Consider the following 14,498-nt stretch of genomic DNA (forward strand, 5'->3'; position numbering starts at 1 on the left):
TGGCCTGGTCTGCTCTCTTGTCTTTAGCTTCGAACGCTTACTTCGACTGGGGGAAGGTGCCCATGAACTTGCACAGGATCTGCATCATGACCTCGTCGGCGCCGCCGCCGATGGAGGTGAGCCGCCCGTCGCGGAAAATGCGCGAGATCGGGCTTTCCAGCACGTAGCCCATGCCGCCCCAGAACTGCAGGCAGCGGTCCGCCACCTCGCGCGACAGCCGGCCGGCCTTGAGCTTGGCCATGGTGGCCAGGCGGGTGGCATCCTCGCCACGCACCATCATCTCCACGGCGCGCCAGCACAGGGCGTGCAGCGCTTCCACCTCGGTCTGCAGCTCGGCCAAGGTGTAGTGCACCCACTGGTTGTCCAGGATGGAGCGGCCAAATGCCTTGCGCTCGCGGGTGTACTCGATGGTGAGGTCGATCGCCTTGGCGCATCGGCTGGCGGAGCTGAGCGCGCCCCACAGGCGCTCCACCTGGAACTGCTCCATCTGGTAGGTAAAGCCCATGCCTTCCTCGCCGATGCGGTAGCGCTGCGGCACCCGCACGTCGTCGAAGTACAACTGCGCGGTATCGGACGAGTCCATGCCGATCTTGCGGATCTTCTTGGCCACCGAAACGCCGCGGGTCTTCATTGGCACCACGATCAGCGTCTTGTTGCGGTGCGGCGCTGCGTCCGACGTATTGGCCAGCACGCAGCAGAAGTCCGCCTGGGTGCCATTGGTGGTCCACATCTTGCCGCCGTTGATGATGTAGTCGTCGCCGTCGCGCCTTGCGGTAGTCTTGATCGAGGCCACGTCGGAGCCGCTGCCCACTTCCGAGACGCCCAGGCAGGCCACGTACTCGCCGCGGATCGCGGGCGCCAGGAATTCGCGGCGCAGCTCCGCGCTTCCGTGGTGGGCCAGGGCCGGGGTAGCCATGTCGGTCTGCACCCCGATGGCCATGGGCACGCCGCCGCAGTTGATGTCGGACAGCGTTTCCGCGAGCACCGCGCTGTAGGAGTAGTCGAGCCCCATGCCGCCATCCTCTTCCGGCTTGGACAGGCCCAGCAGGCCCAGATCGCCCATCTTGCGGAAGACGTCATGCGCGGGGAAGATCTCGGCCTCTTCCCAGGCGTCCACGTGCGGATTGACCTGCTCGGCGATAAAGCGCTTGATGGTGGCGCGCAGCGCCTCGTGTTCGGGTGTCAGTAGCATGTCGCTGGTCTCCGTTCGTTCTTTCGTATGTCTGTTCTGGCTGGGTCGGTTGCCCTGAGTCCGTGGCCGTCAGGGCCGCGCAACCCCGAATTGCATGGCTTGCGGCGTCCTGGCATCGCCCTCGCGGCAGACCGCCAGCACATTGGCCAGCACCGCGCGCGTATTGCGCGGGTCGATCACGCCGTCGTCCARCACATGGGCGCTGGTGACAAACACGCTCATCTGGCGGTCGAAGCGCTCGACGATGCCTTTCTGCAGCGCTTCCAGCTGGTCGGCATCGACCTGTCCGCCTTTGCGCTTCATGGCGGCCTCGGTCACGATGGCCATGGTGCGCGCGGCCTGCTCGCCGCCCATCACGGCGGTCTTGGCATTGGGCCAGGAGAAGCAGAAGCGCGGATGGAAGCCGCGCCCGCACATGCCGTAGTTGCCCGCGCCGAACGACGCGCCGCAATAGATCGTGATCTGCGGCACGGTGGCGTTGCTCACCGCCTGGATCATCTTGGAGCCGTGCTTGATGATGCCGGCTTCCTCATAGCTGCGGCCCACCATGAAGCCGGTGGTGTTGTTCAGGTACAGGATGGGCGTGCGCGACTGGCAGCAGGCCTGGATAAAGTGCGTGGCCTTGGTCGCGCCGGCCGGRTCGATCGGSCCGTTGTTGGTGATGAYGCCCAGCGGCCAGCCCTCGATCTTGATATGGCCGCACACGGTGGCGCCGCCATAGTTCTCACCGAACTCCAGGAAGTCGGAATCGTCGGCAATGCGCGCGATCACCTCCTTCATGTCGACCGGCCGCTTATGGTCCATCGGCATCACGCCGAGCAGCTCCTCGGCATCAAAGCGCGGCGGCTTGTAGCTGCGCGGCGCGGCGGCGGGCTGGTCGCGGTGCCAGTCGATCTTGCCCAGGATCTCGCGGGCGATGCGCAGCGCATCGCGGTCGTCCTCGGCCAGGTAGTCGCCCAGGCCGGAGACCGAGGTATGCATCACGGCGCCACCGAGTTCCTCCTCGGTGGCCACTTCGCCCGTCGCTGCCATCAACAGCGGCGGACCAGCCAGGAAGGCGCGCGAGCGGCCCCGCACCATGATGATGTAGTCCGACAAGCCGGTCTGGTAAGCCCCACCCGCCGTGGACGAGCCATGCGTCACCGTCACCACCGGCAGCCCGGCCGCCGACAGGCGCGCCAGGTTGCGGAACAGGTTGCCGCCCCGCACGAAATCCTCGACCTTGTAGGTCATCAGGTTGGCGCCGGCGCTCTCCACCAGTTGCACATAGGGCAGCTTGTTCTCAAGCGCGATCTCCTGCACCCGCAGCTGCTTGTCCAGCCCCTTGGGTTGCAAGGCACCGGCGTTGATGCCCGAGTCCGAGGCGCTGATCATGCAGCGCAGGCCCGACACAAAGCCGATGCCCGCGATCAGGCCGCCGCCGGGCACGCTCTTGTCCAGGTCGGGGTTGTCCAGCCCCAGCCCGGCCAGCGACGACAACTCGATAAACGGCGCGCCCGGATCCAGCAGCAATGCCAGCCGGTCGCGCGGCAGCAGCTGCCCGCGCTTCTCGAAGCGCTCGCGCGAGGCGGCGGACAAACTGGCGGCGCGCTGCTCGAAGGCGCGGATACGCGCCAGCAGTGCCAGCATGCCGGCGCGGTTGGCCTGGAATGCTTCACTGCTGGCGGAGAGTCTGGATTCGATATTTGCCATGTGGGTTCACTGTTCGGGGCGGTGCGCCGGTGTGAAGCCATGGTAGGGGTGGGAGCCAGCAGGGTCTTGCGAGAACTGGCTGTGCTGCATTGCGCCTTCGTACCTTTGTGCCTTTGCGCTTTTGCGCGACAGGTGCCGGAAGTACGTCAACCTATGCGCAATCGCACCCTGAACTTCGGCAGCAAGGCACTCGGCGCATAGGAAAGCTTGGTCTGGCGGAAGTTGTCCAGCCCCATGTCCTGTTCGAAATTCAGCCACGCTACCGGGCGTGGATACGCCGTGCAGAAGTGGTGGAACATGTACTGGTAGATGCCCTTGCAGGCCGCCAGGCCTTTGGCGAAGCGCATGGCGAAGACCGTTGGGCGGATCTCCTGCGCCAGCACGAAGCCCACGGGCTGCCCCGCTACCTCGTACAGGAAGCCTTCCAGGCCAAGCCGTTCGGCGTGTTGGAGGGCCTCGCCGCAGGGAGTGTCGTCGGCTTCGCCGTGCGCCTTGTGCTTGGCTTGCATCCAGCCTTCATGCACGGCCAGGGCTTGGTCGGCCAGTCCGGGGTGGTAGACGCGCGCGGTGACGGCATGCGTGGCCAGCAACTGCTTCATCAGGTTGCGCTTCTTGGCCAGCGTAGTGCCACGATAGGCCGTGAAGTTGGCGGCGGGATAGAGGTAGTCGGCGTCGGCGCGCGATGCCGTCCAGGTGAAGATGCCGGGGTCCAGCCGCGCGACCTGGGCCGTGGACAGCGGATAGAAGCAGGCATGCTCGCGGAGCAGCGCCCGCAGCACGTCAACCGGCGTGGTTTCCAGCGCGAACAGCGGCAGCACGTGGCGCGCGCCGTCATAGGTCACGCCGCTGATATGCGGATAGCCGCCGCCGACATAGCGGTAGGCGTGCGCTTGCCGGAACAGGTACAGGTTGGCGAAGACGTGCTCGGAGAGGCAGGTTTCGCCGGGATCGGCGCTGAGCCCGCGCAGCGCTGCGTCGATCCCGGCGGCAAGCGCCGGTACCAGCGGCTCGCCGTGCGTGGCCTGAACGGGCGCTGCGGTGCCGTTCACCCTGCCGAAGCCGTGCGCAACACGCGCGTGCCGGCGGCCGGCCCGGTGGCGGGTGGCCCGGCGAAGCACTGGGCCTGCGCCAGCCATTGCCGGGCCGGCCCGGCGCTGTATTGCAGGCGGGTATCGTCCAGATGCCGGCGCTGCGTGACCAGCAGGCAGAAGTCTTCCGCGCTGCCGCGCACGTAGTTGTCCCGCTGCGGTTCGTTCCAGACCCACTCGCTGCCATCGGGCGCGCTCAGCGCGATATAAGGCGCGGGCCCCGGCACCGGCTCACCGCGGTTGACGAAGGTCCAGCCGTAGGTGGTGGCGCCGATATGCGCGATGTGCTTGAGGCGGGCGGTGGGCGCGCGGGCCTGGCCTGCCGTATCCCAGATGTCCTGGCCATGGGCCCAGGTCTCCATCAGCCGCGCGGTGGCAAAGCTGCGGGCGCTCATGGGCGGACCGTACCAAGGCAGGCGGGCCTTGGGGTCGAGCGCGGCCAGGGTCTGCACCAGCCGCTCGTACAGCGGCTGCCAGTACGCCAGCAAGGCGGGGCCGTCCAGGTGGCCATAGGTATCGCGCGCCACGGCGCTGATATGCCCGCCCCCCGCCATCAGCGCGTTGAGTGCTTGCGCGTCGCGCAGGAAGGCTTGCGGGTCGGTGGCAGCCTGCAGCGCGGTCTGGTCGAAATAGCACAGGTGGGCGATCTCGTCCCAGGCGCTCCAGTCATAGAAAGCGCTTGGCTCGCGCCATTGCGCGGGGGTGAGCGTGGCGCAAAGCGCGCCCAGCTCGCGGTATTCGTCCAGCAGGTCCTGGCAGGTTGCTTTCATGGGGTGTATCTGGCTGCCGTTGGCGGCAGGCCTGGCGAGGTTCGATGGCTTCGATTCTGGCGCGCGGCGCGCCGTTGGTCTTGTGCAAAGTGGTTGCGCCTGGCCAGCTACGCGGGGCGATAGGCCGTCATCGGCGGCAGGCCATGCAGCGCGAGCTTGCGCGAGCCCGCGAAGATGTCGCGCGGCTTGAGCCCGTACACACGGCGGATGGAGTGGCTGAAATGCGTGGAATCCGGATAGCCGGTATCCAGCGCGACCTCGGCCAGGTTGGCCTCCTGGGTGACGTAGTGCAGCAGGCTGCGCGCGCGCTTCCAGGTGCGGAACGTGCGGAACGGCGTGCCGACCTCCTCCTTGAACAGGTGCAGGAAGCGGGAAAACGACAAGTTGGCGTCGCGCGCATGGTCGCTGGCGGCGCTACGCCCGCCCGGGTCGGTCTTGATCTGACGCACTGCCGCATCGATGCGCGGATCGAGCGCGCGCGGCGCCAGCGGCTCGCCCAGCAACAGCGCATCGAGCAGCCCGGCGCCCAGCTCTGGCCGCCGCATGCCGCGCAGCTGGGCGATCAGGTCGCGCGCATGCTGCGCCATGCGCGGGGCCGCCAGCGCGCCGCCGGGCCCGCGCAGCAGCGGCGGCAAGCGGGACATATCGACGGTCTCGGGCTCGATCAGGAAGCCGCACAGGCTGCGGCTGTCGGAAGCGATGCGGTGCGCGACGTAGGGCGGCACGAAGGCAATCTCGGCGGTTTCCCACTCGCCATCCGCCACGCTCAGGCGAAACGGTGCATCCAGCGCCACATAAAGCAGGATGGCGCCGATGGAGCGCACCGACGGCGCGCCGAGCAGCCCGACGTAGAGCACGCGGTCGGGGTCGATCCACATGAAGCTTCCGCTCGGGCGCCCGCACGGCAGGCCCGTGACGTCAGGTGTGCATGGCAAAACTGGCTGCATCTGAGTCTCACTGTTCGCGGCGCCGCGCGTGGCTGAATGGCTGACGTGACTGATGTGGCTGACGGCTGGCGCCTGGTTCGGCAAGAACGCGCGGGCAGCCGCCCTGCGGCCTTGCGCGCCTGCGTCATGATGCCAGCGATGGCGGCTGAAGAGCCGCCGGATGGGGGTTTATCCCGATGCCGCATGCCGTGTCGGCATCCGGCCTGGCTCAGGCGCCCAGTGCCCGCGCCAGCGCCGGTGGCACCCGCACCGGCATGGCCAGCAGGACCTGGCCCATCCCCTTGCCCAGCGGATCGTTGCGCAGCGACGCCATGCCGCCGCCGCCCAGCGCCTGCTCGCACAGGAAGTTGAAGGCGCCGATGCCGGGCAGGCAGTAACGCGTCACCCTGCCCTTGACGTTGTGCGCAAGGAATGCGGCCACGGCGGCCTCCGTGAGCTGCGCTTCGATCAGCGGCAGGTAGGCGGCGTCGCGCGCGATGATGCCGATGTTGGAGAAATCGCCCTTGTCGCCACTACGCCCGTACGCCAGCCGGATCAGCGGCACGTCGACCCAGTCCGCGGCAGGCTCGGTAGCGGCAGATGGCGTCGACACGCGGGCTGGCTCGGCCGCCGGCACCGTGCTGGTCTGCGCATCGCTTGCGCAGACCAAGGCCGCCGGCAGCGGCACCGGCTGTTCGTCAAGCCACACGGCAGGCTGGACCCGCGTTTTTGGCACCAGGAAGGGAAACTGCTTGATGGCCATGCTGACCGATGGCCGCCCGCCTACCCCGGTGGTGCCGGGCGACCATGAAGTGCCTGCCGGCGCGATCTCGCGCGCGAACATCTCCAGCGCGCGCTTGTCAGGATGCGTCACCGCCAGCCACATCACCGCCTCGAACAAGGCCGGTTGCGGCACATGCGGGCCAAAGGCCGCGGCGGTGCCGAGCACGTCCAGCCGGGTCTCGGTGAAATCCGGCTGCCCGGCCCGCGCCAGCATGCCGCGGGTGCGCGCCAGGAAGGCCTCGCCGCTGCGGCGCGCCTTGCGCACGGCATCGAAGCCCACGATGGTCAGTTGCGCCGAGCAGCGGTAGCCGTCGGCATAGGTGGCCGAGACCTTGTAGCTGTCGGTAGGCGGGCGGCCCTTGGCGCCTTGTACTTCCACCAGGTCCGGCCCGGCCTGGCGCAGCGTGACGCCGGTGAAATCGCAGATCACGTCAGGCAGCAGGTAGGCAGCGGGATCCCCTATCTCGTACAGCATCTGCTCGCCGACGGTGGCGGGGCTGACCAGCCCGCCAGTGCCGGGCGGCTTGCCGACCAGGAAGGTGCCATCCGCCCGGCAGGTCACTACCGGGTAGCCGATATTGGCCCAGTCCGGTACCTGCTCCCAGTCGGTGTGCAGGCCGCCGGTGGCCTGGCAGCCGCACTCGATGATGTGTCCCGCCAGGCTGCCCGCGGACAGCAGGTCGTAGTCGGTGGGGCGCCAGTTGAACTCGTGCATCAGCACGCCCAGCGTCACCGCGCTGTCCACGCAGCGCCCGGTGATCACGATATCCGCGCCGGCATCCAGCGCGGCCCGGATCGGCACGGCGCCCAGGTAGGCGTTGGCCGTCAGGATGCGGGCCGGCATCGCGGCGCCGCTTTGCATGTCGCGCGTGCCTGCCTCGCGCAGCGCGCCGAGCTGCGGCAACAGGTCGTCGCCGTCAACTACCGCCACCCGCACCGTCACGCCGAGCTCCTCGGCCAGCTTGCGCACCGCCGCCGCGCAGGCCCGCGGATTCACGCCGCCGGCATTGCTCACGATGCGGATGCCCTTTTCCATGGCTGGCTTGAGCACCGAGCGCAGGGCCCCGGTGACAAAATCCAGCGCATAGCCGGCTTCCGGGTTCTTCAGCCGCGCCGCAGCCAGCAGCGACATGGTGAGTTCGGCCAGGTAGTCGAACACCAGGTAGTCGATGTCGCCCTTGTCCACCAGCTGGACCGGGCCGATTGCGCTATCGCCCCAGAAACCGGAGGCGCCGCCTATCCGCACGTTTTCCTTGCCCTGCCGACTTTGCTTGTTCATGGACGCGCTTCCCCTTTCGCCTCAGTCATCGATTGCCGTTGTCATCGGCGAGTGATGGCTCGCCGGCCTTGCTGGCACGATAGCGAGTTGCGCGCATGGCGTCTTGCGTCAATTGGCTTCGAATTGGCTTAGGCGCGGCGCGTGCCCTGGCGGATCCATATATGCAAAGTGCAAATCGTTATTTCCCAAAAAGAGACGCCGGCTTTATATTCGACCGCTTTCATTCGACCACTTTCGCCGGCTTGACTTGCCCGCCGGCGCCCCCCCACCCCCGCTGCTGGAGCATTGCCTTGAGTCACGTCCTTACGCTGGGCGACACCCTTTCCTGGCCAGCGCGCTACCTGCCGCGCAAGACCGCGCTGGTCGCCGGCATGGGGCCAAGCCGCCGCACCTGGACCTATGCCGAGCTGGATGCGGAGGTGAACCGCCACGCCCACGCGCTGCTGTCGATCGGCGTGGGCCATGGCGACGTGGTTGCGGCCTTCCTCTACAACACGCCAGCCTTTGTGTTCAGCATGCTGGCTGCGGCCCGGGTGGGCGCGATCTTTAATCCGATCAACTACCGGCTGGCCGCCCAGGAACTGGCCTTCATCCTGGAGGACGGCAAGGCCAGCGCGCTGCTATTCGAGCAGGAAGGCTGCGCCGTGGTGGAAAAAGCCGCCGAGCTGGCCCCGGGCACGACACGCTGGATCTACGCGGACCCCGAGCCGGCACCCGCCTTTGCCACGCACCACCTGGCCACGCTGGCCGCGGGGCAGCCGCATGACGCGCCCGGCATCGCCGTGGACGAAAACGATCCCTGCATCCTGATGTACACCAGCGGCACCACCGGCCGCCCCAAGGGCGTGCTGCACACGCACCGCAGCAAGCTCGCGCACAACGCGATGATGCATCAGGCCATGACGCTGTCGCGCGAGGACGTGGGCTTGTCGATTGCGCCGCTGAACCACACGGCGGAGCTGCACACCAGTTTCCTGCCACGCCTGCAGCTGGGCGCCACACAGGTGCTGCAGCGGCGCTTCGATGCCGGCGAGGCCTGGCAACTGGTCGAGGCCGAGAAAGTCACGCACTTCTTCGCCGCGCCGACCATGGTCGGCATGATGCTTAACCATCCGGACGCCCACACGCGCGATGTGTCGTCGCTGCGGCTGGTGGAGTACGGCGGCGCATCGATGGCGCCGCACCTGATCCGCGAGTGGGACCGCGTGGTTGGCGCGGGGCTGGTGCAGGTGTATGGCACCACCGAGATGGGGCCCTGCATGTCCGTGCTGTATCCGCATGAGCAGCTCAGCCACGCCGGCTCGGCCGGACTGCCCTCGCTCAATCACGACCTGGTCGTGGCGGCGCTGCGCGACGACGACGCCCCGACCGATCCGGCCCAGCCTTGCGCACCCGGAGAAGTCGGCGAGATCCTGGTGCGCGGCCCGTGCATGATGGCCGGCTACCTGAACCGCCCGGACGCCAACGCGCGCGCCCTGGCCCACGGCTGGTACCACACCGGCGACCTCGGCAGCCTGGACGAGGACGGCTACCTGTGGGTGCGCGATCGCATCGACTACATGATCAATTCGGGCGCCGAGAACGTGTATCCGCGGGAAGTCGAGGATGCGCTGATCGAACACGCTGCCGTGCTGGAAGTGGCGGTCATCGGCGAGCCGGATGCTACCTGGGGGCAGGTTGTCGGCGCCTATGTGGTGGTCAAGCCCGGGGCGCAAGCTACCGCGGCAGTGCTCGATGGCTTCCTGGTGCATGGCGACCGGCTGGCTGCCTACAAGCGGCCGCGCCGGTATCACTTCGTCGATGCGCTACCGAAGACCACGAGTGGGAAAATCCAGAAGCACTTGCTGCGGGTGAAGTAAAGGCCGGGCCATGGGAACGCATGAAAATCAATGGCTTATCAGCATGTGTTGATGTCAGGGGCTAGGCATTCCGGTGTGGAAACGTCCTCGAAATTGCCAATGAATTCAACCGGTTGCACCCTGCTATCAATGCTAGATCTAGCATTAAGATAAACCGTCTTTACACCTTGAACCTTGGTGGCCGGGCGGGCCTGATCGGCCGAGCCTTTCGTATCGGCGGGCGTGCTGCCCGCGCGGTATCCGCGTCCGGCTCCCCCCGGTTTTCCAATTGCTGCCGGTACTCGGCCAGCAAGCCATCCTGTTGCCGGACCCGCTCATCGAGCACAGCCACGGCATTCCCCACCTTTGCCAGTTCCTCGGCCTGCCGCCCCGCGGCTGCGGCCGCGTCCGCCAGCTTTTGCTGGGCAGCCTTGCGCTCGTTGTCCAACAGGCGCTGCCCTTCACGCAGCGCCAAGCGCGCGCCGTCCAGTTCCAGCGCCATGCGCCGCTCATTGGCGCCAAAGCGATCCGCCATGGTTTCGCGCTCCTTGTCCCAAGCGGCACGCTGGCTAGCGGTATCGCGCAGCAGCGCGTCTTTCTCTGCTTGCGCGCGTCCCAGCGCGGCGCGTACTGCGTCGTTCTCCGCCTGTTGCGCTATCAGTTGCGCCTCGGCGCGGGCGGCGCGTTCGCTGGCTTCATCCCGGGCGCGCGCCAGTTCGGCCACGGCGTTGTCGGCAGCGTCCAGCTTCGCCATCAGGATGGCGCGCTCCTGCGCCAGCGCGGCCTGCTCTGCCTCGACGGCTGCCCTCGCCAGCGCCAGCTCCGATTCCCGCGTGGCATAGCTTGCCGACACGCTGGCCCGGGCCTCGGCTTGTGCCGCATCCCATAAATAGCGTGCGGCCTGGTGCACCGGCTCGGGCAGGCTCGCTGGCGCCGCAAACGCCTGCGGGTCCTGCAAACGCGCGCCCAGCCCGGCGAACCAGGCATCCAGGTGCGGGCTGACGGTATTGGGCGAGCCGCGCCCAAGATGCAGCCGGATCCGTTCGATGGTTGGGCGCTGGCCGGCCAGCAGCAGGGCATCGGCGGCTTGCCAGACATCTTGCTGGGTGATGGAACGGGAGCGCGTGGCGGGCAGATTGGCGTTTTGCATGGTCCGGGCAAGTTTTTGGGCGGCGTTGGATCTCGCCTCAAGAATAAGGCACGATAATGAATGGTTATCGGGCCTTATCTGATCTTGTTGTATAATTTAATACAGCATACATCATATTTATTATGATTTCTGAAGAACTACCCCTATTCCTCGGTGACCAGGCCGAAAACCTGCCAAATCGCCCGGATTCCCCCAGCCTGAAGCCCGCTCATGCCGACTTTCCCGCGCCGCTGCGCCCGTCCGAACTCGACCCGCTTGGCCGCCAGGCCGCGCAAGCGCTGTACCGCGAGGGTGAATCCGCCAACACGGTGGCCAGCTATCGTTCCGCCTTACGGTATTGGGCAGGTTGGTTCGCGCTGCGCTACGGCCAGCCGATCGCCCTTCCCTTGCAGCCGGCGGTCATCATCCAGTTCGTCGTAGACCACGCCACGCGGACCACACCCCAGGGGCAGACGAGCGAATTGCCGCCGGCCATCGATGCGGCACTGGTCGCTAGCGGACTCAAGGCGCGCGCCGGCCCACCGGCGTTGGCCACGCTGATGCACCGGCTGGCCGTGATTGCCAAGGCACATCGGCTGGAGAACCTGGATAACCCCTGTGCTGACCCGGCCGCGCGTGAGCTGGTGGCGCGTACGCGCCGGGCCTATGCCAAGCGCGGCGAGCGCCCGGCGCGCAAGGCGGCGCTGACGCGTGAGCCGCTATCCCGGCTGCTGGAGACCTGTGACGATTCGCTGATCGGCCTGCGCGACCGTGCGCTGCTGCTGTTCGCCTGGTCCAGCGGTGGCCGGCGGCGCTCCGAGGTGGCGGGCGCCACGCTGGCCAACCTGCGGCGCCTCGCGCCGGGCGAGTTCGTCTATCAACTAAGCTGGTCCAAGACCAACCAGGCCGGGGCCGACCTGCCGGACAACGCCAAGCCGGTGATCGGCGCGGCGGGCGCGGCGCTGGAGGCCTGGCTGGCGGCTGCAGGGATTGGCGATGGCGCGATCTTCCGGCGCGTGCGCCGTGGCGGGCATGTGGGTGAGGCGCTGTCCGACGCCGCCGTACGCAAGATCGTCAAGCAGCGTTGCGAGGCGGCCGGGCTGGAGGGCGATTTTTCGGCGCACTCGCTACGCTCGGGTTTTGTGACCGAGGCCGCTTCACGCCAGGTGCCGATGGCCGAGGCCATGGCCATGACGGGGCACACCAGCGTAGCGACGCTGGTGCGGTATTTCCGGGCGGCGGATGCCCGGCGCTCGGTGGCGGCTGACCTGATCGGCGTGCCGAACGAGGATGCCGAGCCGTGACAGCTGTTGCGGCCTTCCGTAACGTCTTAAATCTGTTTCTGATGCCGAGAATCCAAGGGCGCCACAATCCGGGGAGAACAGCCGGCGCTGCTGGACAAGCTGCCCTGGGGCGAACAAGAATATGGGCCGGGTTGCGCACACGCCCACCAGTTCGACAATCACCGCGACCGCCACCGGCGGTACCAACTGGAGACTGCCATGCGGCACTGGCTTGTCCTGCTTGTGCTTGCCTGCTGCATGGGCCTGGCCCACGCCGGCAAATGCGTAAGCGGCAATAAAACGCTCTACACCGACTCTGCCTGCCCGGCCGGCTGGCAGGGCGCGGCGCTGGGCGGCAATCTCTCCCGCATCAGCCCCGAGCCGGCTACCGACGCGGCCAACCAGCAGTTCCTGAAAAAGCGCGAGGCGGAGGAGCGCGAATACCAGGCACGCCTGGCGCGCGAGCAAAACGAGGCCGCCCGCACCGAGGTCAACCAGTGTTACTGGCTGGCCAACCAGATGCGGCTGCTGGAGTCCGACTACAGTGCGCGCCGCCTGGCTCGCCTGCCGGAGCAGGAGGACTACCGCCGGCGCTACCGTAACCTGCGCGACCAGCAGGCGCGGCTGCGCTGCTGAGGCCAGGGACATCGTTCGAGTGGTTGAATGAATACCATCCCTTGCCAGCAGCCGAACCCCGACGCGGCCATGTATGCCAACAAGGCATCCCGCAAGGCAAGCCAGCGCTAACCCTAGGGGTTGCAGCCAAGCCACGCGCCCGCCGCCGGGCGCGCCCTCCTGCCTATACTGACAAGCGGCCCCACTGAGCCGATAAGAAAAGGAGAATGGCTATGCCACACGAGCAATTCCTGGCCAAGCAGGAGGATCGCCGCAGCGGCCTGCGCGCGCTGCGGGCCGCGCTCTTGAAGGTGCACAAGGAAGTGATCGCACTGAATCGCGCGGAGTACGAACGCCTGCATGGCCCGATCCCGGCCGGGCTGTTCGTGCAGGTTGTCACCGAGGAGACCTATTTCCGCTGGCTGGACCCGCTCTCGCGGTTGATCATCGAGATCGACGAAGAGCTGGACGCGCCCGAGCATCACGATGAAACCTGCAGGGCGGTGGCCGCGGCTACCGAGAAATTGTTTGGCCCCGACAGCGACCCGGCGTTTCGTGACCGCTACCAGCAAGCGCTCCAGGACGAGTCAGGCGTGATCGTGGCGCATGGGCAACTGATGAAAGTCGTCGCGCAGTTGCGGCAACTGGTCTAGCGGGGCGGCCCGGCCGCTCTGGCAGGATGCGCGGACTCGGTGTTTCGTCTATTTTTTTGGGCGGGTGACGCGTCCGTGGTCCACCGAAATCGGATCGCTGGCTGGAAAAGTTTCCCTCAGGGCTTCGTCGAGTTCGTCCTCCACATGATCATCCTTGCTGCCCGGCGATGGCTTGGATTTGGACCGCGCGGGCGTCTCGGGGGGCGTTGGCGTTACAGGCTTGCTCGTATTGGTCATGGTGATGTCCCCGCACGGGTGGGTGTGCCTTGATCTTAGAAGGCTCTTGGGCGGGATGCCAATCCCTATCTGGCCGTGGCAGCACCGGGCAAACGGCTGCTGGCGGGCGCTGCCGCCCTTGCACGTCAGGCGCCAGGCTTGCGCCTACTTGAACATCATGCTGACCATCACCAGGGCCAGCAGGCCGAGATAGACGCGCGCATGCACGCGATCGGGGATGCACCCGGCCAGCGGGGCGGCAAGGCGGATGCCGGCCAAGGCGCCGATCGATAGCAGGCCGAACGCGGCAAGGTCGATGTACCCGAGATAACCGCGGCCCAGCGCCACCGGCTGGTACCACGCCATGGCCACATAGGCCAGGGTGCCCGGCACGGCAACCGGCAGGCTCAAGGGGTTCGCCATTGCCGTGGCTTGCGCCATGCTCAGGCCGCGGCGGCGCAGCATGGGCACGGTCATGACGCTGCCCCCCACGCCGAGGAACGTGGCGACCATGCCGATCRCCAGGCCGCCCGCCACCGTCTGCGCCTGCCCGAGCCGCTGCGGTGAGCCCTGCCCGGCGCGCGCGAGAAAGCCGCGGCGTGCCAGGCAATCCAGCAGCGTGACACCGAGGTAGGCCACAAAGGCAAGGCGAACCACGTCGCTGCTCGCCAGCGTGGCGGCGCCGGCGCCCATGACGGCGCCCAAGCCGATGAATCCCCCCAGCGGCCACACGTAAGGCCACAGGATATTGCCTGCCAGGCGATGCCTGCGCGTGGCGAGCGCGGCGCTCAGGATCATCACCGCCGTCGAGGTCGCGACCGCGATATGCATGGCGGACTGGCCTGGCCCATGCGCATCGGCGACGCTCAACGCGCGGTAAAGCAAAGGCACCACCACAAACCCGCCGCCGAAGCCGAACAGGACCGTGGTCAAGCCAGTCAGGCAGCCAAACAGGATAAAGAGGAGATAAAGCATCGCAAAGGAGGAGTGGGTTCCAGGTCCGCCCACGATACGTACGGTTGGCATGGCCAACC

The 14,498-nt window shown here is 67.3% G+C and carries 13 protein-coding genes; 4 read left to right on the plus strand and 9 right to left on the minus strand.

What is annotated here, in order from left to right:
* Positions 1–37: 37 nt before the first annotated feature.
* The 6 genes from AB4061_RS05835 to AB4061_RS05860 all read right to left on the minus strand — a co-directional run bounded on the left by AB4061_RS05835 (position 38) and on the right by AB4061_RS05860 (position 7,730).
* Entirely contained in the window at positions 38–1,192 is a 1,155-nt protein-coding gene (locus AB4061_RS05835) for an acyl-CoA dehydrogenase family protein (protein WP_441631781.1), read from the minus strand.
* Positions 1,193–1,261: 69 nt separating this feature from the next.
* Positions 1,262–2,884, minus strand: a complete 1,623-nt coding sequence (locus tag AB4061_RS05840; RefSeq protein ID WP_441631783.1) for an acyl-CoA carboxylase subunit beta — start codon at positions 2,882–2,884, stop codon at positions 1,262–1,264.
* Positions 2,885–3,030: 146 nt separating this feature from the next.
* On the minus strand, positions 3,031–3,933 hold the full coding sequence (locus tag AB4061_RS05845; protein WP_441631785.1) for a phosphatidylglycerol lysyltransferase domain-containing protein: 903 nt from the start codon (positions 3,931–3,933) through the stop codon (positions 3,031–3,033).
* Positions 3,930–4,742 (minus strand): TIGR03084 family metal-binding protein, encoded by an 813-nt coding sequence (locus tag AB4061_RS05850; protein ID WP_441631787.1) that lies wholly within the window; start codon positions 4,740–4,742, stop codon positions 3,930–3,932. The genes AB4061_RS05845 and AB4061_RS05850 overlap by 4 nt, the downstream gene beginning before the upstream one ends.
* Before the next feature lie 107 nt (positions 4,743–4,849).
* Positions 4,850–5,620 (minus strand): helix-turn-helix domain-containing protein, encoded by a 771-nt coding sequence (locus AB4061_RS05855; RefSeq protein WP_441631789.1) that lies wholly within the window; start codon positions 5,618–5,620, stop codon positions 4,850–4,852.
* 277 nt (positions 5,621–5,897) lie between these two features.
* Entirely contained in the window at positions 5,898–7,730 is a 1,833-nt protein-coding gene (locus AB4061_RS05860; RefSeq protein ID WP_441631791.1) for an acyclic terpene utilization AtuA family protein, read from the minus strand.
* Between the two features lie 290 nt (positions 7,731–8,020).
* Between AB4061_RS05860 and AB4061_RS05865 the strand changes: the two genes are divergently transcribed.
* Positions 8,021–9,589: a fatty acid--CoA ligase gene (locus AB4061_RS05865; RefSeq protein ID WP_441631793.1), complete on the plus strand. Its 1,569-nt coding sequence runs from the start codon at positions 8,021–8,023 to the stop codon at positions 9,587–9,589.
* A gap of 160 nt (positions 9,590–9,749) precedes the next feature.
* On the opposite strand, the gene AB4061_RS05870 is transcribed toward AB4061_RS05865, so the two are convergent.
* The gene (locus tag AB4061_RS05870) at positions 9,750–10,718 is read right to left on the minus strand and encodes a DNA-binding protein (protein WP_441631795.1); all 969 of its coding nucleotides are present in this window, start codon (positions 10,716–10,718) and stop codon (positions 9,750–9,752) included.
* A gap of 122 nt (positions 10,719–10,840) precedes the next feature.
* Between AB4061_RS05870 and AB4061_RS05875 the strand changes: the two genes are divergently transcribed.
* The 3 genes from AB4061_RS05875 (at position 10,841) to AB4061_RS05885 (ending at position 13,248) form a co-directional block, all read left to right on the plus strand.
* On the plus strand, positions 10,841–12,001 hold the full coding sequence (locus tag AB4061_RS05875) for a tyrosine-type recombinase/integrase (protein ID WP_441631797.1): 1,161 nt from the start codon (positions 10,841–10,843) through the stop codon (positions 11,999–12,001).
* A gap of 198 nt (positions 12,002–12,199) precedes the next feature.
* The gene (locus AB4061_RS05880; RefSeq protein ID WP_441631799.1) at positions 12,200–12,616 is read left to right on the plus strand and encodes a hypothetical protein; all 417 of its coding nucleotides are present in this window, start codon (positions 12,200–12,202) and stop codon (positions 12,614–12,616) included.
* A 206-nt stretch (positions 12,617–12,822) separates the two neighbouring features.
* Positions 12,823–13,248 carry a hypothetical protein gene (locus tag AB4061_RS05885; RefSeq protein ID WP_441631801.1) on the plus strand — a complete coding sequence of 142 codons (426 nt, stop codon included), beginning with the start codon at positions 12,823–12,825 and terminating at the stop codon, positions 13,246–13,248.
* Positions 13,249–13,296: 48 nt separating this feature from the next.
* Here the strand turns inward: AB4061_RS05885 and AB4061_RS05890 are convergent, their stop codons facing one another.
* Both AB4061_RS05890 and AB4061_RS05895 read right to left on the minus strand, forming a co-directional pair.
* Entirely contained in the window at positions 13,297–13,485 is a 189-nt protein-coding gene (locus AB4061_RS05890) for a hypothetical protein (RefSeq protein ID WP_441631803.1), read from the minus strand.
* 144 nt (positions 13,486–13,629) lie between these two features.
* Positions 13,630–14,439, minus strand: a complete 810-nt coding sequence (locus tag AB4061_RS05895) for a sulfite exporter TauE/SafE family protein (protein ID WP_441631840.1) — start codon at positions 14,437–14,439, stop codon at positions 13,630–13,632.
* Positions 14,440–14,498 lie beyond the last annotated feature (59 nt).

Source organism: Cupriavidus sp. YAF13 (assembly GCF_052113425.1).
In the GTDB taxonomy this organism is placed as follows: Bacteria; Pseudomonadota; Gammaproteobacteria; order Burkholderiales; family Burkholderiaceae; genus Cupriavidus.